23 protein-coding genes are annotated in these 23,802 nt (G+C 59.0%); 17 read left to right on the plus strand and 6 right to left on the minus strand.

The genetic code is table 11. The features are described from left to right. The first annotated feature begins 187 nt into the window (after positions 1–187). The 7 genes from CKW15_RS22885 to CKW15_RS22915 all read left to right on the plus strand — a co-directional run bounded on the left by CKW15_RS22885 (position 188) and on the right by CKW15_RS22915 (position 8,463). Positions 188–1,447, plus strand: coding sequence for an AGE family epimerase/isomerase (locus CKW15_RS22885; protein WP_095058812.1), 1,260 nt, complete (start codon positions 188–190; stop codon positions 1,445–1,447). Between the two features lie 118 nt (positions 1,448–1,565). After that, positions 1,566–2,864, plus strand: coding sequence for an ABC transporter substrate-binding protein (locus CKW15_RS22890; protein WP_095058811.1), 1,299 nt, complete (start codon positions 1,566–1,568; stop codon positions 2,862–2,864). A gap of 166 nt (positions 2,865–3,030) precedes the next feature. Then, the gene (locus CKW15_RS22895; RefSeq protein ID WP_008032969.1) at positions 3,031–3,939 is read left to right on the plus strand and encodes a carbohydrate ABC transporter permease; all 909 of its coding nucleotides are present in this window, start codon (positions 3,031–3,033) and stop codon (positions 3,937–3,939) included. After that, a complete protein-coding gene (locus tag CKW15_RS22900) occupies positions 3,932–4,777 on the plus strand; it encodes a carbohydrate ABC transporter permease (RefSeq protein WP_095058810.1) in 846 nt (281 codons plus the stop codon). Before CKW15_RS22895 ends, CKW15_RS22900 begins: the two co-directional genes overlap by 8 nt. Before the next feature lie 3 nt (positions 4,778–4,780). Continuing rightward, on the plus strand, positions 4,781–5,941 hold the full coding sequence (locus tag CKW15_RS22905) for an ABC transporter ATP-binding protein (RefSeq protein WP_095058809.1): 1,161 nt from the start codon (positions 4,781–4,783) through the stop codon (positions 5,939–5,941). A gap of 195 nt (positions 5,942–6,136) precedes the next feature. Continuing rightward, positions 6,137–7,483, plus strand: coding sequence for a carbohydrate porin (locus tag CKW15_RS22910; protein ID WP_095058808.1), 1,347 nt, complete (start codon positions 6,137–6,139; stop codon positions 7,481–7,483). Positions 7,484–7,608: 125 nt separating this feature from the next. Next, positions 7,609–8,463, plus strand: coding sequence for a D-hexose-6-phosphate mutarotase (locus tag CKW15_RS22915; protein WP_095058807.1), 855 nt, complete (start codon positions 7,609–7,611; stop codon positions 8,461–8,463). A 151-nt stretch (positions 8,464–8,614) separates the two neighbouring features. On the opposite strand, the gene CKW15_RS22920 is transcribed toward CKW15_RS22915, so the two are convergent. Next, positions 8,615–9,475 carry a MurR/RpiR family transcriptional regulator gene (locus CKW15_RS22920; protein WP_177408821.1) on the minus strand — a complete coding sequence of 287 codons (861 nt, stop codon included), beginning with the start codon at positions 9,473–9,475 and terminating at the stop codon, positions 8,615–8,617. Between the two features lie 228 nt (positions 9,476–9,703). Between CKW15_RS22920 and zwf the strand changes: the two genes are divergently transcribed. The 4 genes from zwf to CKW15_RS22940 all read left to right on the plus strand — a co-directional run bounded on the left by zwf (position 9,704) and on the right by CKW15_RS22940 (position 13,547). After that, positions 9,704–11,173, plus strand: a complete 1,470-nt coding sequence (gene zwf, locus CKW15_RS22925) for a glucose-6-phosphate dehydrogenase (RefSeq protein ID WP_095058806.1) — start codon at positions 9,704–9,706, stop codon at positions 11,171–11,173. Beyond that, complete coding sequence (pgl, locus tag CKW15_RS22930) at positions 11,160–11,873, plus strand: 6-phosphogluconolactonase (RefSeq protein WP_095058805.1); 714 nt, start codon at positions 11,160–11,162, stop codon at positions 11,871–11,873. The genes zwf and pgl overlap by 14 nt, the downstream gene beginning before the upstream one ends. Before the next feature lie 17 nt (positions 11,874–11,890). Next, complete coding sequence (locus CKW15_RS22935; RefSeq protein ID WP_095058804.1) at positions 11,891–12,556, plus strand: bifunctional 4-hydroxy-2-oxoglutarate aldolase/2-dehydro-3-deoxy-phosphogluconate aldolase; 666 nt, start codon at positions 11,891–11,893, stop codon at positions 12,554–12,556. A 265-nt stretch (positions 12,557–12,821) separates the two neighbouring features. Continuing rightward, positions 12,822–13,547: an intradiol ring-cleavage dioxygenase gene (locus CKW15_RS22940; RefSeq protein ID WP_095058803.1), complete on the plus strand. Its 726-nt coding sequence runs from the start codon at positions 12,822–12,824 to the stop codon at positions 13,545–13,547. Positions 13,548–13,549: 2 nt separating this feature from the next. On the opposite strand, the gene CKW15_RS22945 is transcribed toward CKW15_RS22940, so the two are convergent. Together CKW15_RS22945 and CKW15_RS22950 are read right to left on the minus strand one after the other, a co-directional pair. Next, positions 13,550–14,731, minus strand: coding sequence for an aminotransferase class V-fold PLP-dependent enzyme (locus CKW15_RS22945; protein WP_095058802.1), 1,182 nt, complete (start codon positions 14,729–14,731; stop codon positions 13,550–13,552). A gap of 28 nt (positions 14,732–14,759) precedes the next feature. Next, on the minus strand, positions 14,760–14,996 hold the full coding sequence (locus tag CKW15_RS22950; protein WP_003227425.1) for a DUF3820 family protein: 237 nt from the start codon (positions 14,994–14,996) through the stop codon (positions 14,760–14,762). A 202-nt stretch (positions 14,997–15,198) separates the two neighbouring features. Here CKW15_RS22950 and CKW15_RS22955 point away from each other — a divergent pair, with 202 nt between their 5' ends. Next, positions 15,199–15,666 (plus strand): PA2169 family four-helix-bundle protein, encoded by a 468-nt coding sequence (locus CKW15_RS22955; RefSeq protein ID WP_095058801.1) that lies wholly within the window; start codon positions 15,199–15,201, stop codon positions 15,664–15,666. A gap of 72 nt (positions 15,667–15,738) precedes the next feature. Here CKW15_RS22955 and CKW15_RS22960 read toward each other — a convergent pair whose 3' ends face one another. Continuing rightward, complete coding sequence (locus CKW15_RS22960) at positions 15,739–16,209, minus strand: MaoC family dehydratase (RefSeq protein WP_007974451.1); 471 nt, start codon at positions 16,207–16,209, stop codon at positions 15,739–15,741. A gap of 41 nt (positions 16,210–16,250) precedes the next feature. Next, positions 16,251–17,195 (minus strand): alpha/beta hydrolase, encoded by a 945-nt coding sequence (locus CKW15_RS22965; protein WP_095058800.1) that lies wholly within the window; start codon positions 17,193–17,195, stop codon positions 16,251–16,253. Between the two features lie 245 nt (positions 17,196–17,440). Between CKW15_RS22965 and fadD2 the strand changes: the two genes are divergently transcribed. Both fadD2 and fadD1 read left to right on the plus strand, forming a co-directional pair. Then, the gene (gene fadD2 / locus CKW15_RS22970) at positions 17,441–19,129 is read left to right on the plus strand and encodes a long-chain-fatty-acid--CoA ligase FadD2 (RefSeq protein WP_095058799.1); all 1,689 of its coding nucleotides are present in this window, start codon (positions 17,441–17,443) and stop codon (positions 19,127–19,129) included. A gap of 281 nt (positions 19,130–19,410) precedes the next feature. Then, complete coding sequence (gene fadD1, locus CKW15_RS22975; protein ID WP_095058798.1) at positions 19,411–21,111, plus strand: long-chain-fatty-acid--CoA ligase FadD1; 1,701 nt, start codon at positions 19,411–19,413, stop codon at positions 21,109–21,111. A gap of 208 nt (positions 21,112–21,319) precedes the next feature. Here fadD1 and CKW15_RS22980 read toward each other — a convergent pair whose 3' ends face one another. Then, on the minus strand, positions 21,320–21,697 hold the full coding sequence (locus CKW15_RS22980; protein WP_095058797.1) for a hypothetical protein: 378 nt from the start codon (positions 21,695–21,697) through the stop codon (positions 21,320–21,322). A gap of 198 nt (positions 21,698–21,895) precedes the next feature. On the opposite strand from CKW15_RS22980, the gene CKW15_RS22985 reads away from it, so the two are divergent. From CKW15_RS22985 to def, 3 genes are all read left to right on the plus strand, one after another. Continuing rightward, positions 21,896–22,087 (plus strand): CsbD family protein, encoded by a 192-nt coding sequence (locus tag CKW15_RS22985; protein WP_095058796.1) that lies wholly within the window; start codon positions 21,896–21,898, stop codon positions 22,085–22,087. A gap of 177 nt (positions 22,088–22,264) precedes the next feature. Continuing rightward, positions 22,265–23,227, plus strand: a complete 963-nt coding sequence (locus tag CKW15_RS22990) for a YihY/virulence factor BrkB family protein (protein WP_095058795.1) — start codon at positions 22,265–22,267, stop codon at positions 23,225–23,227. Then, on the plus strand, positions 23,224–23,763 hold the full coding sequence (gene def / locus CKW15_RS22995; RefSeq protein ID WP_095058794.1) for a peptide deformylase: 540 nt from the start codon (positions 23,224–23,226) through the stop codon (positions 23,761–23,763). The genes CKW15_RS22990 and def overlap by 4 nt, the downstream gene beginning before the upstream one ends. The last annotated feature ends 39 nt before the right edge of the window (positions 23,764–23,802 follow it).

The following is a 23,802-nucleotide window of genomic DNA, read 5'->3' on the forward strand; positions in this document are numbered from 1 at the left end:
TAGACTGCGCAGCGGTCCCTCTTTTGGGGGCGCTTCGCACCCCAGCGGGAGCAAGCTCCCTCGCCACAAACATCACTCACCATCCAAATGTCACAGCTCGGTGACATAACCCACCCCCTTCGTTACAAGCCCGTCTTCGTCCGTTGTTTATGCTGCCCCTCAGTCATAACAACAAAAAAGGCACCCCATGGACTCCGATCAACCCGCCTTCAGCAGTTGGCTGAATGCACCCGCCCATCAGCAATGGCTTGCCGCTGAAGGCCTGCGACTCCTGGCATTTGCCAAGGCCTCAAAGTTACCTCAAGGCTTCGGCAATCTCGACGAGCGCGGCCATCTGCCGGCCGGCGCCCAAGCCGAAACCATGAACACCGCACGCATGACCCACAGCTTTGCAATGGCTCACATTCAAGGGCTGCCGGGTTTTGCCGAACTGGTCGATCACGGCATCCATGCCTTGCGCGGACCACTGCGCGATGCCGTGCACGGTGGCTGGTTCGCGAGCGCCGAGCATCGCGATGGCAACACCGGCAAGAACGCCTATCTGCACGCTTTCGTCGCGCTGGCCGCCAGTTCTGCGGTGGTCGCGCAACGCCCCGGCGCGCAGGCCTTGCTCGATGATGCGATTGACATAATCGACACGTATTTCTGGAGCGAGGAGGAGGGCGCCATGCGCGAATCCTTCAACCGCGACTGGAGCTGCGAAGAAGCCTATCGCGGCGCCAACAGCAACATGCACGCCACCGAAGCCTTCCTCGCCCTGGCCGATGTCACCGACGACAACCGCTGGTTGGGTCGCGCCCAACGCATCGTCGAACGGGTGATCCACAATCACGCCGCCGCCAACGACTACCTGGTGATCGAGCATTTTGACCGCGACTGGCAGCCGCTGCGCGAGTACAACCATGACAACCCGGCTGACGGGTTCCGTCCTTACGGCACCACGCCGGGCCATGGTTTCGAATGGGCACGGCTGGTGCTGCACCTCGAAGCTTCACGGGTACGAGCCGGCATGCTCACGCCGGGCTGGCTGGTCACCGACGCGCAAAAACTCTTTGAGCACAACTGCCGTCACGGTTGGGACGTCGATGGCGCGCCGGGCATTGTCTACACCCTCGATTGGGCCAATCGGGCGGTGGTTCGCCATCGTCTGCACTGGACTCATTGCGAAGCCAGCGCCGCCGCCAGCGCTTTGCTCAAGCGCACCGGCGACGCGCAGTACGAACATTGGTACCGGCTATTCTGGGAATTCTGTGACAGTCATTTCATCGACCGTTGCGAGGGCAGTTGGCACCATGAACTCGATCCCTTGAACCGCCCGAGCGCCGACATATGGGCCGGAAAACCGGACCTTTATCACGCCTGGCAAGCCGTGCTGATTCCGCGCCTGCCGTTGGCGCCGAGCATGGCCAGCGCGCTGGCGAAGTCGTCCCAGAGCGCTTCTATGTAACCATGCGGTGACATTCGCACGTCCCTTCGTTACCTGCGAAGGGATATCCCCTGTTTAGAATCCTATGCAGCGCAAGCACCAGACTTGCAATGCATAACAACAAGAAAGGTACTCCTAGATGAATGCGATTTCTCGCCTCGCTACTGTCATTTCTCTCGCTTCCCTGTCTGCGCTCCCTCTCAGTGTCCTGGCCGCCGAATCCAAAGGTTCCGTGGAAGTTGTGCATTGGTGGACGTCCGGTGGTGAGAAAGCAGCGGTTGATGTCCTGAAGGCCCAAGTCGAAAAAGACGGCTTCACCTGGAAGGATGGCGCAGTCGCCGGCGGTGGCGGTTCCACGGCCATGACCGTGCTCAAGAGCCGCGCCGTGGCCGGTAACCCGCCGGGCGTTGCACAAATCAAAGGTCCGGACATCCAGGAGTGGGGCAGCACTGGCCTGCTCAGCACCGACGCGTTGAAAGACGTTTCCAAAGCGGAAAACTGGGACGGTCTGCTGTCGAAGAAAGTCTCCGACACCGTGAAGTACGAAGGCGATTACGTGGCCGTGCCGGTGAACATTCACCGCGTGAACTGGCTGTGGATCAACCCGCAAGTGTTCAAGAAAGCCGGGATCGAAAAAGCCCCGACCACCCTCGAAGAATTCTATGCCGCCGGCGACAAGCTGAAAGCCGCCGGCTTCATCGCGCTCGCCCACGGCGGTCAGCCTTGGCAGGACAGCACCGTGTTTGAAGACATCGTGTTGTCGGTCATGGGTGTCGATGGCTACAAGAAAGCCCTGGTCGACCTGGATCAGAAAACCCTGTCCGGCCCGCAGATGACCCAGTCGTTCGCCGAGCTGAAAAAAATCACCACCTACATGGACCCGAACCGTGCCGGTCGTGACTGGAACATCGCGGCTGCCGAGGTCATCAACGGCAAGGCCGGCATGCAGATGATGGGCGACTGGGCGAAAAGCGAGTGGACCGCCGCGAAGAAAGTCCCGGGCAAGGACTACCAGTGCGTGCCGTTCCCGGGCACCGAAAAAGCCTTCACCTACAACATCGACTCCCTTGCGGTGTTCAAGCTCAAGGCTGATCGCAAAGGCGACATCGCTGCCCAGCAAGACCTGGCCAAGGTCGCATTGGGTACCGACTTCCAGAAAGTCTTCAGCATGAACAAGGGTTCGATCCCGGTGCGCAACGACATGCTGAAGGAAATGGACAAGCTCGGCTTCGACGAGTGCGCCCAGAAGTCGGCGAACGACTTCATCGCGGACGACAAGTCCGGCGGCCTGCAACCGAGCATGGCGCACAACATGGCCACTTCGCTGGCGGTGCAGGGCGCGATTTTCGACGTGGTCACCAATTTCATGAACGACAAGGATGCTGACCCGGCCAAGGCCAGCGCCCAACTGGCGTCGGCTGTCAAAGCTGCCCAGTAATACCACGGCCGCCGCAGGCCAGGCCTGCGGCATCTATCGATGATCTGCCAACTGTAGGAGCCGGCTTGCTGGCGAAAGCTGTGTGCCTGACACACCGCGTCGTCTGGTTCGCCAGCAAGCCGGCTCCTACAGGTTTGATCTTCATTTCTAACACTGGATTATCCCGATGAGCTCTGTGGCGGTTTTCAGCAAAGCCTCACCGTTCGATGCGCTGCAACGCTGGTTACCCAAGTTGGTACTCGCGCCGAGCATGCTGATCGTGTTGGTTGGTTTCTACGGTTACATCATCTGGACGTTCATTCTGTCCTTCACCAACTCCAGCTTCATGCCGAGCTACAAGTGGGTCGGCCTGCAGCAATACATGCGGCTGATGGACAACGACCGCTGGTGGGTCGCGAGCAAGAACCTCGCGCTGTTCGGCGGCATGTTCATCGGCATCAGCCTGGTGTTGGGCGTGTTCCTCGCGGTGCTGCTGGACCAGCGCATCCGCAAGGAAGGCTTCATCCGCACCGTCTACCTGTACCCGATGGCGCTGTCGATGATCGTCACCGGTACGGCGTGGAAATGGCTGCTCAATCCTGGCCTGGGCCTGGACAAAATGCTGCGTGACTGGGGCTGGGAAGGCTTCCGTCTCGACTGGCTGGTGGATCAGGATCGCGTCGTCTACTGCCTGGTGATCGCTGCCGTATGGCAGGCCTCCGGGTTTGTCATGGCGATGTTCCTCGCCGGCCTGCGCGGTGTCGATCAGTCGATCATCCGTGCCGCGCAAGTCGACGGGGCGAGCCTGCCGACCATCTACCTGAAGATCGTGTTGCCGAGCCTGCGCCCGGTGTTCTTCAGCGCCTTCATGATCCTCGCGCACATCGCAATCAAGAGCTTCGACCTGGTCGCAGCGATGACGGCGGGCGGTCCGGGTTACTCGTCCGACCTGCCGGCGATGTTCATGTACTCCTTCACTTTCAGCCGTGGCCAGATGGGCATCGGTTCGGCGAGCGCCATGCTCATGCTCGGTGCCGTGCTGACCATCCTCGTGCCGTACCTGTACTCCGAGCTGCGAGGCAAACGCCATGACTGATCAATTCGCAAAGCGTGGTGTCAGCTTCAGCCGCATCGCGATCTACGCCACCCTGATTTTGGCAGCCGCGGTGTACCTGATCCCGCTGATCGTGATGCTGCTGACCAGCTTCAAATCCCCGGAAGACATTCGCACCGGCAACCTGCTGAGCTGGCCGACCGTGATCGACGGCATCGGCTGGATCAAGGCCTGGGACGTGGTCGGCGGCTACTTCTGGAACTCGGTGAAAATCACCGTACCGGCGGTGCTGATTTCAACCTTCGTCGGCGCCATGAACGGCTACGTATTGTCGATGTGGCGCTTCCGTGGTTCGCAACTGTTCTTCGGTTTGCTGCTGTTCGGTTGCTTCCTGCCGTTCCAGACCGTGCTGCTGCCGGCCTCGTTCACCCTTGGCAAGTTCGGTCTCGCCAACACCACCACTGGCCTGGTGCTGGTGCACGTGGTCTACGGCCTGGCGTTTACCACGCTGTTCTTCCGCAACTACTACGTGAGCATTCCGGATGCGCTGGTCAAGGCTGCGCGGCTCGATGGCGCGGGCTTCTTCACGATCTTCGGGAAGATCCTGCTGCCGATGTCGATCCCGATCGTGATGGTTTGCCTGATCTGGCAGTTCACCCAGATCTGGAATGACTTTCTGTTCGGCGTGGTCTTCGCCAGTGGCGATGCCCAGCCAATTACCGTGGCCCTGAACAACCTGGTCAACACCAGCACCGGGGCCAAGGAATACAACGTTGATATGGCCGCCGCGATGATCGCCGGGCTGCCGACACTGCTGGTCTACATATTCGCTGGCAAGTATTTCCTGCGTGGGCTGACGTCCGGCGCGGTCAAGGGGTAGAACATGGCAACTCTCGAATTACGCAACGTCAACAAGACCTACGGCGCCGGTTTGCCGGACACCCTCAAAAACATCGAACTTAAGATCAATGACGGGGAATTCCTGATCCTGGTCGGCCCGTCGGGCTGCGGCAAGTCGACGTTGATGAATTGCATCGCGGGCCTGGAAACCATCAGCGGCGGCGCAATTCTGGTGGACGACGCCGACATCAGCGGCATGAGCCCGAAAGATCGCGATATCGCCATGGTGTTCCAGTCCTACGCGCTGTACCCGACGATGAGCGTGCGCGACAACATCGCCTTCGGCCTGAAGATTCGCAAAATGCCGACCGCGGACATCGACGAAGAAGTCGCACGGGTTTCCAAACTGTTGCAGATCGAACACCTGCTCAGCCGCAAGCCGGGCCAACTCTCCGGTGGTCAGCAACAGCGTGTGGCGATGGGCCGTGCCCTGGCGCGTCGGCCGAAGATTTATCTGTTTGACGAACCGCTGTCCAACCTCGACGCCAAGCTGCGGGTCGAGATGCGCACCGAAATGAAACTGATGCACCAGCGCCTGAAAACCACCACGGTCTACGTGACCCACGACCAGATCGAAGCCATGACCCTGGGCGACAAAGTGGCAGTGATGAAGGACGGGATCATCCAGCAGTTCGGTACGCCGAAGCAGATCTACAACGATCCGGCCAACCTGTTCGTGGCGAGCTTCATCGGCTCGCCACCGATGAACTTCATCCCCCTGCGTTTGCAGCGCAGGGACGGTCGTCTGCTGGCACTTCTCGACAGCGGCCAGGCCCGTTGCGAGTTGCCGCTGGGCATGCAGGACGCCGGTCTCGAAGACCGCGAAGTGATCCTTGGCATGCGTCCGGAGCAGATCGTTCTGGCGAACGGCGAAGCCAATGGTTTGCCGACCATTCGCGCCGAAGTCCAGGTCACCGAACCGACCGGTCCCGACACCCTGGTGTTCGTCAACCTCAACGACACCAAGGTCTGCTGTCGCCTGGCTCCGGACGTGGCGCCGCAGGTGGGCGAGACCCTGACCTTGCAATTCGATCCGGCGAAAGTGCTGCTGTTCGATGCCAAAACGGGTGAGCGTCTGGGGGTTGCTGGAGTAGCGAAAACCGAATTGCACGCTGACAACGTCGCCCAATTCAAAGGCCGCTGAAGATCAAAACGGTAGGAGCCGGCTTGCTGGCGATTGCGGTCTGACATTCAACATTGATGTCGACAGTCCGATTGCCATCGCCAGCAAGCCGGCTCCTGCAGGGGGATTCGCAATGCGCGGCCTGTCGCGCATTGCACCGGATGTAACCGCGTTAAAAAAAAGAAAAGTTAATAACAATAAAACGAGGATGTAGGGATGAAAGTGAAGAACAACGCCCGGTTGATCTGCCAGGTTTCAGCAGCGGCAGTACTGGTGCTGGCCGGCAACGCGATGGCCGATGAAGCGTTCAGCTCCGACTCCAAGTGGATGACGGGTGACTGGGGTGGCGCGCGCACCAAGCTGATCGAGCAAGGCATCGACATCAAGATGGATTACGTCGGTGAAGTCGGCGCTAACCTCCATGGCGGTTTCAACGATGACAAGACCGCACGCTACGCCGACCAGTTTGGCCTGGGCGCGGCGCTGGACCTGGAAAAACTGTTCGGCTGGGACAACACCCAGGCCAAGATCCAGCTCACCAACCGTAACGGCGAGAACATCTCCAACGACCGTATCGGCGACCCGCGTGCCGGCACCTTGAGTTCGTCTCAAGAAGTCTACGGTCGTGGTCATATGGTCCGTCTGACCCAGTTGTGGATCCAGCACCAGTTCTTCGACAACAAGCTGGACGTCAAGGCCGGTTACTTCGGTGAAGGCGAAGACTTCAACACCTTCCCGTGCGAATTCCAGAACCTGGCGTTCTGCGGCTCCCAGGTGGGCAACTGGGCCACCAACATCTGGTACAACTGGCCGGTCATGCAGGCCGCGATTCGCGTGAAGTACAACATCAATGACGAGCTCTACGCTCAGATCGGTGCGTACAACCAGAACCCGTCGCAACTGGAACACGGCAACGGCTTCAAGCTCAGCGGTAGCGGCACCGAAGGCACCGTCCTGCCGGTTGAGCTGGTCTGGTCGCCGAAGGTCAACACCTTGCCGGGCGAATACCGTGTCGGTTACTACAAAAGCACGGCCAGCGCCGATGACGTTCGCGAAGACGACAATGGCGATGATGCCGCCACCAGCGGCAACGCCTATCGCAGCCACAGCAGCAAGCACGGCTACTGGTTCGTTGCGCAGCAGCAACTCACCAGCCATAACGGCGACGCCAGCCGCGGTCTGAACATTGCCGCCAACGCTACGTTCCACGACAAGGACACCAACATCGTCGACAACTACCAGTCGCTGATGTTTGTGTACAAGGGCCCGTTCGATGCACGTCCAAAAGATGACGTCGGTATCGGTTTTGCTCGTATCCATGTCAACGAAGACGTGAAGAAAAACGCTGAACTGACCAACGCCGCCAATGGTGTCAGCGACTACAGCGATCCACTGTTCTCACCTCTGCGCGACACCGAGTACAACTATGAACTCAACTACGGTTTCCACGTGACCAACTGGCTGACCGTACGTCCCAACCTGCAATACGTCACTCACCCTGGTGGTGTGAATGAAGTCGATGACGCGCTGGTAGCTGGCCTGAAAATTCAGTCGGTGTTCTGAAGCGTCTGCGATAAGCTCCTCTCTATGTGCGCATGTTTGCGGACAGCCATGGCTGTCCGCTTTTTTTTGCAGCGACAAGCTGTTTAGAGAGATGAGTTCCCCCATGTTTTTCAGGACCGTAGTCCATGCTTGAGCATCCGCTACAACGCTTCTTCAAATCCTTGCGCGAGCGTCCGGTGTTTGCGTGGGAGCGCTATCAGATGCGCGATGTGCTGGTGATCGATCATCCGCTGTGTCAGGCGGTGTTCAGTCGGCAGGGTGCGCAGTTGCTGCACTTCCAGCCTCAAGGCCAGAAACCGTGGCTGTGGTGTGCGGCGAAGTGGCCGCAGGTCGGTGCGATTCGCGGTGGCGTGCCCGTGTGTTGGCCGTGGTATGGCCGGCATCCGAGTGAGAATGCCTGGCCGTCCCATGGCTGGGCGCGATTGCTCGACTGGAAACTGCTCGACAGCAGCCATGACGACGATGGCGTGCATCTGCACTGGCAGCTGAAGTTGTGCGACTGGCAAGTTGACCTGCACGCGCACTTGGGCGAAAGCATGGATCTGCGCCTGAGCACCGAACATCAGGACGACATGCCGTGCCAGTTGAGCCAGGCTTTGCATGCTTACTGGCGTATTGGCGATGTCAGTGAGATAGCGCTGTCTGGGCTCGAAGGCGCGCAGGGTTACGACCAATTGAGTCGGCAGGTTTGTCAGCAGGAAGGTGAGTTACGCGTTGATGGCGGGTGCCAGCGGGTGTTCCAGCATGACGGCGAGTTACAGCTGAACGACCATGCCTGGGACCGGGCGTTGTGCATCGATACGGGTGAGACGGCGGATACGGTGGTCTGGCATCCGGGTTCGCGACCGTTGCTCGGCGTGACCTGGAACGAGATATCCGAATTCGTTTGCGTGGAAGCCGCAAGCGGCGGCACCGACAGCCTGTGCCTGAAGCCTGGGGAACGGGCGCATTTGAGTTTGCAGGCGCGGGTGGGGGCTTAGCGAAAAGGCAAGGTGTTGCGGATGACGCTTTCGCTGGCAAGCCAGCTCTTACAGGTTCGCGGTCGGTCGCTTTTTTGTACTCGACACAAACTTTGTAGGAGCTGGCTTGCCAGCGAAGAGGCCGGTTCTTCAATGCAGATTCAAGCCGGTTTCAATTGAACTCATCACCCACCGGATACCGGCTCGCATTCAAGCTCTCTTTGATCTTGCGTAAATGTGGCTGGAAATCCACGCCCCGGCGCAGCGTCATGCCGGTCGCCAGCACATCGAGCACGGTCAGTTGAATGATCCGCGAGGTCATCGGCATGTAGATGTCGGTGTCTTCCGGCAGCGGAATGTTCAGGCTCAGGGTGCTGGCCTTGGCCAGTGGCGAGTTTTCGGCAGTCAGGCCGAGAACCGAAGCGCCGTTCTCTCGAGCGATGCGCGCCACTTCCACCAGTTCGCGGGTACGGCCGGTGTAGGAGATGATCACGAACAATTCGCCGGTGTGCGCCACCGAAGCAATCATGCGCTGCATCAGCACGTCGGCATGGGCGGTGACAGCGAGATTGAAGCGGAAGAACTTGTGCTGTGCATCCAGCGCCACCGGGGCCGAGGCGCCGAGGCCGAAGAAGTGGATCTGCCGGGCCTGGATCAACAGATCGACGGCGCGGCTGATCAGGTTCGGGTCGAGGGCCTGGCAAGCACTGTCCAGCGACGCAATGGCGCTGCCGAAGATCTTCTGCGTGTAGGCCTCGGGATTATCGTCGGCCTCAACAGCACGGCTGACGTAAGCAGCGCCGCTGGCCAGACTTTGGGCCAGTTGCAACTTGAGTTCGGGATAGCCGCTGACGCCGAATGAACGGCAGAAACGGTTGACCGTCGGCTCGCTGACCGAAGCAGCCTGGGCGAGGGCGGCGATGCTGAAGCGGGTGGCCTGCTGCGGGTTGAGCAGGATCACCTCGGCGACTTTGCGTTCGGCCTTGTTCAGGTCTTCAAGGCGATTCTGGATCTGTTCCAGTAAATTTCGCACGCGGTCCATATGGATTTCCTTGATTCACCGGTGCCGATAGGCGCGCGGCTAATGCAAAAAGGGCCTTTGTTGAGGCCCGTAACGGTGGCCTATCCTACTGATGGCTCCGACCGACCACCACTCGGAATCTGTATTTTGCGAAAATGTTGTGGTTATTACTACATTTTCCCTTGAGTGATGCCTTGAAAAAAGGTATTTGTAGCTTAACTTGATAAAAGAACAAACATCATGCTCTCGATTACGGTTGAACCGTGCACCTTTGCCTTGTTCGGCGCCCTTGGCGATCTCGCCTTGCGCAAGCTGTTTCCTGCCCTCTATCAACTCGATGGTGCAGGCCTCTTGCACGAGGACACGCGAATCATCGGGCTGGCCCGTGAAGCGGGCAGCGAGCCGGAACACCTGGCGTTCATCGCTTCCGAGCTGCGTCGCTACGTGGGCGCCAAAGAGCTGGACGAAGCCGTGCTCGAGCGGTTTCTGGCGCGCCTGAGCTATTTGCACGTCGACTTCCTCAAAGCGGATGATTATGTGGCCCTGGCGGAGGCGGCTGGCAGCGCACAGCGAGTCATTGCTTACTTTGCTACCCCGGCAGCGGTCTACGGCGCGATCTGCGAGAACCTGGCGAAAGTCGGCCTGGCGGAAAACACCCGCGTGGTGCTGGAAAAACCCATCGGTTCGGACCTGGAATCCTCGCGTAAGGTCAACGATGCCGTCGCGCAGTTCTTCCCGGAAAACCGCACTTACCGCATCGACCACTATCTGGGTAAAGAAACCGTCCAGAACCTGATCGCGCTGCGTTTCGCCAACAGCCTGTTCGAAACCCAGTGGAACCAGAACTACATTTCCCACGTGGAAATCACCGTCGCCGAGAAGGTCGGGATCGAAGGCCGTTGGGGCTACTTCGACAAGGCCGGTCAGCTGCGGGACATGATCCAGAATCACCTGCTGCAATTGCTCTGCCTGATCGCCATGGACCCACCGGCTGACCTGTCCGCCGACAGCATCCGCGACGAGAAAGTCAAAGTGCTCAAGGCCCTGGCGCCGATCAGCCCGGAAGGCCTGACCACTCAGGTGGTGCGCGGCCAGTACATTGCCGGTTACAGCGAAGGCAAGCCGGTGCCGGGTTATCTGGAAGAGCCGAATTCCAACACCCAGAGCGACACCGAAACCTTCGTCGCCCTGCGTGCCGACATCCGTAACTGGCGCTGGGCCGGCGTGCCGTTTTACCTGCGAACCGGCAAGCGCATGCCGCAGAAGTTGTCGCAGATCGTCATCCACTTCAAGGAACCGTCGCACTACATTTTCGCTCCCGAGCAGCGCCTGCAAATCAGCAACAAGCTGATTATCCGCCTGCAACCGGACGAAGGCATTTCCTTGCGCGTGATGACCAAAGAGCAAGGCCTGGACAAAGGCATGCAGCTGCGCAGCGGTCCGTTGCAGCTGAATTTTTCCGACACCTGGCGCAGCGCACGGATTCCCGATGCCTACGAGCGGTTGTTGCTGGAAGTGATGCGCGGCAATCAGAACCTGTTTGTCCGTAAAGATGAAATCGAAGCCGCGTGGAAGTGGTGTGACCAGTTGATCGCCGGGTGGAAAAAGTCCGGTGATGCGCCCAAGCCGTACGCGGCCGGGTCCTGGGGGCCGATGAGCTCCATTGCTCTGATCACGCGGGACGGGAGGTCGTGGTATGGCGATATCTGATTTGAAACTGCCGCAGGGCGTCAGCGCGAATGCGTTCAAGAGCGCGGTGTTGCTGGCCGAAGGTTTGGCGCTGAACGTGGCCAAGCAATTGAGCGATGCCATTGAGGCCCAAGGCTCGGCGACCCTGGTGGTGTCCGGTGGCCGCAGCCCGGTGGCGTTTTTCCAGCACCTGGCCAAGCAAAGGCTGGACTGGTCGAACGTGGTCATCAGCCTGGCCGATGAGCGTTGGGTGCCGGTCGAGCATGCCGACAGCAATGCCGGCCTGATCAAGCGCTATCTGTTGCAAGGCCCGGCGGCCAAGGCTCAGTTTTTGAGTCTGTACAGCGCCAGCGCCAACCTGGAACAGGCGGCCGAGCAGGCTGATCGTCTGCTTTCCGAACTGCCGGTGATCGACGTTCTGGTGCTGGGCATGGGTGATGACGGTCACACCGCCTCGCTGTTTCCCAATAGCCCGAACCTTGCCGAGGCCTTGCAGGCCGATGGCATACGTCGCTGCTGGCCGATGCTGGCGCCGACCGTGCCGCATCAGCGCCTGACCATGAGCCGTGCACTGCTGGCCTCGGCCAAGCACAAAGTCCTGTCGATTTCCGGTCAGTCCAAGCTGACCACCCTGAGTACCGCACTGGCCGGTGACGATGTCGCCGCAATGCCGATTCGCGCGTTTCTGCAACCTACGTTAGAGATTTACTGGTGCCCATGAGCCAAGGAACAGCCGCTATGACAAACCCATCCCCGACCGTTTCCATGGCGGATAAAGTTGCCCTGATCGACAGCCTTTGCGCCAAGGCGCGGATCCTGCCGGTGATCACCATCGCCCGCGAGCAGGACGTTCTGCCGCTGGCCGATGCCCTCGCGGCCGGTGGGCTGACGGCCCTGGAAGTGACCCTGCGTTCGCAGTTCGGCCTCAAGGCGATCCAGATCCTGCGTGAGCAGCGCCCGGAGCTGATGACCGGTGCCGGCACCGTGCTCGACCGCACCATGCTGGCAGCGGCCGAAGCGGCAGGATCGCAGTTCATCGTCACGCCGGGCATCACTCGCGACTTGCTGGAAGCCAGCGTTGCCAGCCCGATTCCGCTGTTGCCAGGCATCAGCAATGCCTCGGGCATCATGGAAGGCTACGGCCTGGGTTATCGCCGTTTCAAGCTGTTCCCGGCTGAAGTCAGCGGCGGCGTCGCGGCCATCAAGGCATTGGGCGGCCCGTTCGGCGAAGTGAAATTCTGCCCGACCGGCGGCGTCGGTCCTGCCAACATCAAGAGCTACATGGCGTTGAAAAACGTCATGTGCGTGGGCGGTAGCTGGATGCTTGATCCGGAGTGGATCAAGAACGGCGACTGGGCCCGCATTCAGGAGTGCACCGCCGAGGCTTTGGCGCTGCTGGACTGATTGCTTCACCCGACACTTCGTTGTGTGTTCTACGGCTTTACGGTGCGCTTGGTCGGTGCACCGTTTTTTTTTGCCTGAAGGAAAACGCAGGAGCTGCCGAAGGCTGCGATCTTTTGCTTCTCGGAAAATGTGTCCAGAGCCGAAGAAGATCGCGGCCTGCGGCAGCTCCTTGCATGAAATCATCGACATCATGCGATACATAGTTACCGCATCCTGAAAATCGACCGATGCTAGCCTGCGTTCATCTTATGGAAGAGAGAACGTCATGGACGCCCATACCTCAGTTGCACCCGCAAGCCCCGTTTGCCTGTTGTCCCCCGAGCAAATTGCCGGCCCGTATTTCCGCAACCCGAAACTGATCCGCAGGAACATCAGCGAAGGCGCCGACGGCATTCCGCTGGTGCTGCGGCTGACCATCGTCGATGCCATGACCGGTGAACCCGTCCCGGATGCTCTGGTGGACATCTGGCACTGCAATGCGCGCGGCGCCTATTCGGGCTGGAGCAAAGTCAATCCGGACGTTGAGGTCGATTCCGCCGACATCGGCGCAATCGCCCGGACCGACGACGACACCTACCTGCGCGGTGCGCAGTTCAGCGACAAATCGGGCATCGTGCGTTTCACCACCATCTATCCAGGGTTCTACGCCGGACGTGCGCTGCACATTCACGTCGCCGTGCGCATTACCTCGGGCAACAATTATCTGGAGGAGCGGCATGTCGCCTGGGTCGGGCAGCTTTACCTGCCTGAAGTCGCTTCGCGTGCGGTGCTCTGCTCCCGTCAGTACGAACGGCGCAGCACAGTGCGACTGACCAATCCCGAGGATTTTTTCTACACCACCATGGGCGGTGATGCCTCGACCCTGAACGTGCACACACTGGGACGGGATTCGAATGAAGACGGGTTCTTCGGGCAGATGACCATCGGCATCGACACCTTCGCGGCGTCGACACAGATCAAGCCTGAAGACTTCGACAAGTACACCGTCTGACGTCAGCGCAGTTCGGTCAGTGCCTTGCTCAGTGCATCGATATCGTCAGCGGTGGTGATGAGGCCGGGGGTGATGCGAATGCAGGGGCCACACGCCGCGCCGCTTCGCGTGACGGTGAACAGGTTGTATTCCTTGAGCAGTCGTTCGACCATCAGTTGCTGGTCGGTGTGGCGGGAAAAACGCATCGAGGTGATGCCGCAATACAGCCGCGGATCATCCGGGGTCATGACTTCGATCCCCGGTAACTGGCGAACCGCACCGACCCAGCGGTTGCGCAGGTAGTTGAGTCGTGCACCCTTGGCCCCGGCACCGCCCATGGCCCAATGTTCTTCGAGCACCAGCGGCAGGGTCAGCAGTGCCGGAATATTAGGCGTGCTGTAGGAGGTGCGGGCACGGATGTCGGTCACCGGGTAATGCACCTCGCCCATGTCCGGGTCGATATCAGCCAGGCGTTCGGGGGCGATGTAGATGAAACCCAGCGTCAACGGTGCACCGATCCACTTGTGCAGGTTGAAACCGGCGAACGCGATACCCAGCTCGGTCAGGTCGAATTCGATCTGGCCGAGTGCGTGGGCACCGTCGAGGATCACATCGATGCCGTGTTCCCTGGCGGCGGCTGCAATTGCCTGCACCGGCATCACCAGGCCGGTGCGATGAGTGACGTGGGTCAGGGCCATCAACTTGAGCCGCGGATAACGGATGAAGGCGTCACGGTAGGTGCTGAGCAAACTGTCGTAGCTTGCCGGGTGCGTGTGTTCGATCTCGATCACTTCAACGCCGCGATGGCGCGCCAGCCAGCGCATGGCGCCTTTGACCGTGTCGTACTCCAGGTCGCTGATCAGAACCTGATCACCGGGCTGGAGCAGGTTGTAGTTGCGGATCAACGACTGCAAACCCTCCGTTGCATTGCGGGTGAGAGCGATGCTATCGGCCGATACGCCAATCAGACGGGCCAACTGCGCGCGAATCTTCAGGCTGTCACCCTGTTCAAACCGTTGACGCACATAGACCGAGTTGCTGCGGTTGATCAGCTCGATGTTGCGCTGATACTCCTCAACCACCGTGCGCGACATGCGCCCGAAGTAACCGTTTTCAAGGTTGATCGGGCCGGGTTCGACCTCGTATCGGTCGGCGAAGGTCTGCCAGAAAGCTTCATCACGGGCACGGAGCGTATTGTCAGGCATGGGGGTACTCAGTCGGGGGCCGGGTGAGTCAGTGACGCGGGGCTGGTTTGCCGTGTTTGGCGCGCAACGGCTCGAGCAAATCCGACAAGCCGTTGTGATCGATTTCCTGCATCAGGGCCAGCAGACCGCCGAGCTCGCCATGGGGGAAACCTTCCCGGGCGAACCAATTCAGGTAAGGGCCGGGCAGGTCGGCAATGATTCGTCCCTTGTACTTGCCGAAGGGCATTTCGCGGGTGATCAGCAGTTCAAGCTTTTCAGGGTTCATCGATCAGTCGTCTTGATTCAGTCAGTGGAGAAAATACAGGCATTCTGCATGCAGGCCAATTGACAGATCATGCAAAAAAAACGGATACAGATTTTTAGGTTATTGATAAGTATTTGAAATATAACGATTAAATAAACAGTTTCAGGCTGGCATGCAGGGTGCACTGTTCATTGCATCTTCCATCACGGCAAGGAATTGAAAAATGACCGACATGAATAAAGAAGCCATTTCTGTACTCAACGACCTGATTGAAACCAGCAAGGACGGTCAGAAAGGGTTCAAGACTTGCGCTGAAGACATCAAACACCCTGAACTCAAATCCCTGTTTGTTCAACGCTCCTCCGACTGCGCCACGGCCGCGGCCGAACTGCAGGCCGCCGTTCGTTCGCTGGGCGGCGACCCGGAAACCTCCAGCAGTGTCGCCGGCGATCTGCATCGTCGTTGGGTCGATGTGAAGTCGATGTTCACCGGCAAGGACGAGGAGGCTGTGCTGAATGAAGCCGAGCGTGGTGAGGACCATGCATTGAAGGCATACCGGGATGCCATGGAGAAAATCAACAAGAACAACCTGATTGGTATTCGTGACCTGGTTGAGCGTCAGTACCATGGTGTGCAGCGCAACCACGATCAGGTAAAAGCCCTGCGTAACCAGGCCCGTGCCCGTTCGTAACGCGTATTAAAAACGCCAGCAGGGCTGGCGTTTTTCTAGATCAAAAGATCGCAGGCGCGATCTTTTTAGCGATCAACCAATGCTGATGGCGGGCAGCTCGGTCAACGTCACGCTCTGTTGCTTGCGTGGCGCCAGAATCTCCGCCTCGCCATCCACCACCAGCTCATCGCGCTGGTTGAATACACGGGTGGCAATGCGCACGCGGAATTTCGGCAGTTTTTCGAGGATTTCCAGACGCACCGTCAGGGTGTCGCCAATCTTCACCGGCTTCTGAAAACTCATTTGCTGGCCGATGTATATGGTCCCCGGCCCAGGCAACTCGCACGCAACCGCTGCACTGATCAACGCGCCGCTGAACATGCCGTGGGCGATGCGTTCCTTGAACATGGTGCTGGCGGCGTACTCGGCATCCAGGTGCACCGGGTTGTGATCGCCCGACATCGCGGCGAACAACTGAATGTCGCGCTCTTCGACAGTCTTGCTGAAACTGGCGGTCTGGCCGACTTCAAGGGCTTCGTATGGCGTGTTGGTAACCTGGGTCATCTGTCTCAATTCCTGTGACGAATTAGAAAATTCACAAAAAGCTATTCGGCCCTGGGCGGCCGGGGGCTGCTCAAGGCCTGTGCGATCCAGTTCAGCACATCGGCGATGACTTCATCGCGGTTGCTCTCGTTGAACAGTTCGTGCCGCGCCTGCGGGTAAATGGTCAGTTGCAGGTGCTGGTTGCCGGCCGCGCGCAGGGCGTTGGCCAGATCAGTCAGACGCTTGCCTTCGCTCACCGGATCACATTCACCGCCAATCACCAGCAGCGGCAGGCCCGGATCGATCTGCGCGAGATTGGACGCTTTGCTGATTTGCTGCAACCCACCGAGCAAATCGATCCACAGTTGATTGGTGCAGCGAAAGCCACACAGCGGATCATTGGCATACCGATCGACCTGCGCCGGATCGCGGCTGAGCCAGTCGAATCGGGTGCGCGCCGGTTTGAATTTTTTGTTGAACGAGCCGAACGACAGCCATTCGATCAGTGCGCTGCGTCCCTTCGGCCCTTGGCGCAGCCTTTCCAGACGGGCGATCTGCCGCGCCGCGCGATAAAGCGTCACGGGCTGGAAGTTAGAACCGCTGAGAATCGCCCCGTGCAGACTGGCGCTGTGGTGCATTAGATAAGCCTGGGCGATGTAACTGCCCATGCTGTGACCGAGCAACACGATCGGCACGCCGGGATGCTCCTGGCCGATGTGCTGGTTGAGGCTCGCCAGGTCGCTGACGACTTTGCACCAGCCGTCGTCGTCGGCGAAATGGCCAAGGGTCCCGTTTTCGGCAGTTTTGCCATGTCCGCGCAAGTCCGGCGCACAGACGCCGTAGCCGTGTTCAGTGAGTTTTTCCGCCAGATCCGCATAACGACCACTGTGTTCGGCCATGCCGTGGGCTAGCAGAATCACTGCCTTGAGACTGCCGTCTGGCAGCCACTGGTTAACGAAGAGGCGGCTGTGGTCGCTCGTGGTCAACCAGAACGTATCGTGGATCATTGCGGTTCCTTTGCATGGGGCTGCCGGATCGGAAACAGCTCGTTGCATTTTATAGCGCATCCTGCGTCGGGCGTCTGATCAGGCCACGCCACTGCACGAAGATTCACACGATCAATGACGGTTGTGGGCATATTTGCCTGAATCGCCATTGCTGCTAGTGTCCGTGAAGCTCCGCTTTTCGTAGTTTGTTTTTGAAATGACAGAAAAGTGGCCTCGGATAGGCTCAGGTAAAGAGGACAAGAACAATGCAACCTGATTTCTGGAATGACAAACGCCCGGCCGGCGTACCCCTGGATATTGACGTTGGGGCTTACAAATCGGTGATCGAGGTGTTCGAGCGTTCCTGCAAGAAATTTGCTGATCGCCCGGCCTTCAGCAACATGGGCGTGACCCTGACCTACGCCGAACTGGAACGCCATAGCGCCGCTTTTGCCGCTTACCTGCAATCGCACACCGATCTGGTCGCCGGGGATCGCATCGCAGTGCAGATGCCCAACGTCCTGCATTATCCGATCGCTGTATTCGGTGCCTTGCGCGCCGGGCTGATCGTGGTCAACACCAACCCGCTGTACACCGCGCGGGAGATGCGTCATCAGTTCAAGGACTCGGGTGCCCGGGCGCTGGTGTACTTGAACATGTTCGGCCAGAAGGTCCAGGAAGTACTTCCCGACACCGATATCCAGTACCTGATCGAAGCGAAGATGGGCGACCTGATGCCTGCCGCCAAGGGCTGGCTGGTCAACACCCTGGTCAGCAAGGTCAAGAAAATGGTCCCGGAGTATGCCTTGCCCCAGGCCGTTTCCTTCAAGAGCGCGTTGGCGCTGGGCCGAGGCCTGGGCATCAAGCCGCTGAACGTCGGCCTCGATGATATCGCCGTGCTGCAATACACCGGCGGCACCACCGGTCTGGCCAAGGGCGCGATGCTGACCCATGGCAACCTGGTCGCCAACATGCAACAGGTGCGCGCATGCCTGGAGCAGTTCGGCAACGACGGTCAACCGCTGTTGCGCGAAGGGCAGGAGGTGATGATTGCACCACTGCCGCTGTACCACATCTATGCATTTACGGCGAATTGCATGTGCATGATGGTGTCGGGCAATCACAACGTGCTGATCACCAATCCACGGGACATCGGTGGCTTCATCAAAGAGCTGAAGAACTGGCGGTTCTCGGCACTGCTGGGGCTTAACACGCTGTTCGTCGCGCTGATGGATCACCCGGACTTCAAGACCCTGGACTTCTCGACGCTCAAGCTCACCAACTCCGGCGGCACCGCGCTGGTCAAGGCGACCGCCGAACGCTGGGAGCAGATGACCGGCTGCCGCATCACCGAAGGCTACGGCCTGACCGAAACCTCGCCGGTGGCCTGCACCAACCCTTACGGCGACCAGTCGCGGATCGGTACCGTCGGCCTGCCGGTGCCGGGCACCACGTTGAAAGTGATCAGTGATGACGGCGTCGAACAGCCCTTGGGCGAGCGCGGCGAACTGTGCATCAAAGGTCCGCAGATCATGAAGGGCTACTGGCAGAAACCCGAGGCCACCGCCGAGGTGCTGGACGCCGAGGGCTGGTTCAAGTCCGGCGACATTGCGGTGATCGATCCGGACGGTTTCGTGCGCATCGTCGATCGCAAGAAAGACATGATCATCGTCTCTGGTTTCAACGTGTACCCGAACGAAATCGAAGACGTGGTGATGGCTCACCCGAATGTCGCTAACTGCGCAGTCATCGGCGTGCCAGACGAACGGTCGGGAGAGGCGGTGAAGCTGTTTGTGGTGGCTCGCGAAGCGGGTGTCAGCCTTGAAGAGCTGAAGGCCTACTGCAAGGAGAACTTCACGGCGTACAAGGTACCCAAGCACATTGTGTTGCGTGAGTCGTTGCCGATGACGCCGGTGGGCAAGATTCTGCGGCGGGAGTTGCGTGATATCGCGTAAATTTTCGTAAATCGGTGCGATCTTTTGCTTTGAGCCCCGAAATCCGTGGGTTTCAGAGACTAATAGGTTTTTTGCTCTAAAATGACTGCTTGTTATTCTTGAGTCACAATTGTGACTGTAGAGGCCGCTTTTGGCTCTAGGCGACCCTTGGCAAAGCTGCTACTCTCGGCGCGCTTTGTGACTTCTCGGCCTTCTGTCAGCCAGATTCACCAATGACCAAACACCAATAATAATCGCATCAAATGCGGTGCTGAATTCGCGTTGCTGAGGAGTGGGCTTCCATGAACGAAGACTTTTGGAAGGATAAGTACCCAGCTGGGATTGCTTGCGACATCAATCCAGACGAGTACCCGAATATTCAGGCAGTGTTGAAGCAATCCTGCCAACGCTTCGCCAATAAGCCGGCATTCAGCAACCTGGGCAAGACAATCACCTACGGTGAACTGTACGAATTGTCCGGTGCCTTTGCCGCTTACCTGCAACAGCATACCGACTTGCAGCCCGGCGATCGAATCGCGGTGCAACTGCCCAACGTGTTGCAGTACCCGGTTGCCGTCTTCGGTGCCATCCGCGCCGGCATGATCGTGGTCAATACCAACCCGCTGTACACCGCGCGGGAAATGGAACACCAGTTCAATGACTCCGGTGCCAAAGCGTTGGTCTGCCTGGCCAACATGGCGCACCTGGCTGAAACGGTCGTGCCGAAGACGGGCGTCAAGCACGTCATCATCACCGAAGTCGCCGACCTGCTGCCGCCGCTCAAGCGCCTGCTGATCAACAGCGTCATCAAATACGTGAAGAAGATGGTCCCGGCGTATCACCTGCCCAAAGCCGTCAAGTTCAACGATGTGCTGAGCAAAGGCATGGGCCAACCGGTCGCGGAAGCCAGCCCCGCCAGCGGTGATGTCGCGGTGCTGCAATACACCGGCGGCACCACGGGCGTAGCCAAGGGCGCGATGCTGACCCACCGCAACCTCGTCGCCAACATGCTGCAATGCAAGGCACTGATGGGTTCCAACCTGAATGAAGGTTGCGAGATCCTGATCACGCCGCTGCCGCTGTACCACATCTATGCGTTCACCTTTCATTGCATGGCGATGATGCTGATCGGCAACCACAACATCCTGATCAGCAACCCGCGCGACCTGCCGGCGATGGTCAAGGAACTGTCGAAGTGGAAGTTCAGCGGTTTCGTCGGGCTGAACACGCTGTTCGTGGCCCTGTGTAACAACGAAGGCTTCCGCAAGCTGGATTTCTCGGCGCTGAAAGTCACGTTGTCCGGCGGCATGGCCCTGCAACTGGCCGCGGCCGAACGCTGGAAAGCGGTCACCGGTTGCGCCATCTGCGAAGGTTACGGCATGACCGAAACCAGCCCGGTCGCGACGGTCAACCCGATCCAGAACATTCAGATCGGCACCATCGGCATTCCGGTGCCCTCGACCCTGTGCAAAGTCATCGACGATGCGGGCGTTGAACAGCCAATGGGTGAGATCGGCGAGCTGTGCGTGAAGGGCCCGCAAGTCATGAAAGGTTACTGGCAGCGCCAGGACGCGACCGATGAAATGCTCGACAGCGAAGGCTGGCTGAAAACCGGTGATATCGCGCTGATTCAGGCGGATGGTTACCTGCGCATTGTCGATCGCAAGAAAGACATGATCCTGGTCTCCGGTTTCAACGTGTACCCGAACGAGCTGGAAGACGTGCTCGCCGTTCTGCCGGGCGTGCTGCAATGCGCAGCCATCGGCGTGCCTGACGAAAAGTCGGGCGAGGCGATCAAGATCTTCATCGTTGCCAAACCGGGCGTGACCCTGACCAAGGAACAGGTGATGGAGCACATGCGCGCCAACGTCACCGGCTACAAGGTCCCGCGCGCCGTGGAGTTCCGCGATGCACTGCCGACCACCAACGTCGGCAAGATCTTGCGTCGTGAATTGCGCGATGAAGAGCTGAAAAAGATCAACGCGAAGAAAGCCACCGCGTAATACAAAAAGCCCCGCAAATGCGGGGCTTTTTGTTGGCGCAGACTTTCTGGTCAAAGTGCTTTTGTGGCGAGGGGGCTTGCCCCCGCTGGGCTGCGAAGCGGCCCCAAAACCAGCAGTTGCCATTCGCCTGACACACCATACTCATCTGATTTACGACGGCTGCGCCGCCGAACGGGGGCAAGCCCCCTCGCCACAACGATTTTGTGTATTACAAGCGGAACGGCGCGAAGTTGACGTTGGTCCCTGTCGGACGCATGTCCTGCAGGTACGAGTCCTTGTCGGCGCTCAGTTCCAGGCTCAGGGCCGCCTTGCGCTTGCCTTCGTTGCGTATCACCAGGCCTTCAAGTTTCTCGCGCAGGAACACGGTCGGCACTTTCAGGTGCAGCAGTTCGTCGGTGTCCGGTGTGTGCATCAGCAGGTGAATCCACTCGTACTGACCAATCGCCAGGCGCGCGACCGGGAGGTCGAACCACCAGATGTTGCGGTTACGGTTCAGTTCGGCGAAGTGGCAGTTGTTGACGCCAAGCACAGCACCGCCGAGTTCCTGGTTTCTGCGGGCAATGGCCTGCTTTTTATCGAGTTTCATAACATTCCTACGGGATTGGATCTTCAGCGCCATGGCCTGAAAGTGTTGCACATTCTCGGGGGTTGCCGGGCAAACATAAAGCCCAACCTGCATCGAGCGATGAAATGACGCGGTGAAAATAAATGAAACTCCGCGCAAACGCCCCCGGTCAACCTTGTGTAACCACTTTTCCATCCCGATGTTCACAGGAGAAATACCATGAGCAGCACAGGCGATAAAGTGAAAGGCATGGCCAATGAAGCCGTGGGCAACGTCAAGCAAGGCGTTGGCAAGGCCACCGGTAATGACAAAATGCGCGCCGAAGGCGTGGTGCAGGAAAAGAAAGGCGAAGCACAACAAGCCATAGGCAAAGCCAAGGATGCGGTCAAGAAAAGCGTCGACGAGGCCTGATTCGGCCTTGGATGACGGTAAGGAACGGCCATCTTCAGATGGCCGTTTTTGTGTCAGCCTGAACTTGATCACTGAAATTGTTTCAAAGTCGCGAAGTGCGCTACTTTGATGGAAGAAAACGGCCCCTGAGTCGCCACAACTTGAACCCGAATCTGTTTGCGGCGGATGGAGACGCTAATGATTTTCCCGGACATGAGAGGCTTGCCCCTGCACCGTGTGATGGTGCGCACGGTCACCGAGTTCGTCGACGACGAGATGTCGACCTATGCCTCGGCGCTTGCCTATCAAATGCTGTTTTCGCTGTTTCCGTTCATTCTGTTTCTGATTGCCTTGATCGGTTTTTTGCACCTGCCTGATTTTTTTTCGTGGCTGCGCCTGCAATCGGAACTCGTGCTGCCGCCCCAGGCCCTGGAACAGGTCAACCCGGTCATTGACCAGCTTCAGCAGTCCAAGGGTGGTTTGCTGTCGGTGGGTATTGTGATTGCCTTGTGGACCGCTTCAGCCGGTGTGCGCTTGATGATGAGCGCGATGAACGCTGCCTACGACGTGGTGGAAGGTCGTCCTGCGTGGAAGCGTTTTCCGCTGTCGATCATCTACACGGTCGGCATCGCCGGTATGTTGCTGATCGCCGCCGCGCTGATGGTGCTCGGTCCTCAAGTGATGAGCTGGATCGCATCGCAAGTCGGCCTCGAATATTTCATCGTCACACTCTGGACCATCGCACGCTGGCCGGTGATCGTGATCCTGTTGATGGTCGCAGTGGCGTTGATCTACTACGTCATGCCTGACGTCAAACAGGAGTTTCGCTTCATCACGCCCGGCTCTGTACTGGCCGTGGTGGTATGGATCATCGCGTCGCTGGGCTTCGGCTTCTACGTCAAGGAGTTCGCCAACTACAACGCCATGTATGGCAGTATCGGCGCGATCATCGTGCTGTTGCTGTACTTCTACATTTCCGCCGCGGTGCTGTTGCTCGGCGCGGAAATGAATGCAGTGATCGAGCACATGTCGCGAGAGGGCAAGGACCCCGGCGAAAAGGTCCCCGGCGAACACGGTCCGGGCCATGAGGAAAAGCACCACGTGTCGGGGCTGGGCCGGGATCACTCGCTCAAGCCGACCACTGACGAAGCCCAAACATGATTCGTGACATTCTGAAAATGGGCGACGAGCGCCTGCTGCGCATTGCTCCGCCCGTACCCGCCGAGATGTTCGACAGCCCCGAGCTGTGGCAACTCATCGACGACATGTTCCAGACCATGGAAAGTGTCGGCGGAGTCGGCCTCGCCGCACCGCAGATTGGCGTCGACCTGCAATTGGTGATTTTCGGGTTCGAGCACAGCGAGCGCTATCCGGACGCCGAAGCGGTGCCGCAGACGATTCTGATCAACCCGTTGATCACGCCGCTGAGCCCGACGCTTGAGGAGGGCTTTGAAGGTTGTTTGTCAGTGCCCGGCCTGCGCGGCGAGGTACAGCGCTACCAGCATATTCGCTACGAAGGTGTCGACCCCAAGGGCGAACCCATCGTGCGCATTGCCTCGGGGTTCCACGCGCGGGTGGTGCAGCATGAGTGCGATCACTTGATAGGCCGCCTGTACCCTTCGCGGATTACGGACTTCAGCAAGTTCGGGTTTACCGAGGTGATGTTCCCGGATCTTGATCCCAACGCGGACGAATAAAACCACCCCAAACCCTGTGGGAGCGAGCATGTTCGCTCC

Source organism: Pseudomonas sp. Irchel s3b5, assembly GCF_900187435.1.
GTDB lineage: Bacteria > Pseudomonadota > Gammaproteobacteria > Pseudomonadales > Pseudomonadaceae > Aquipseudomonas.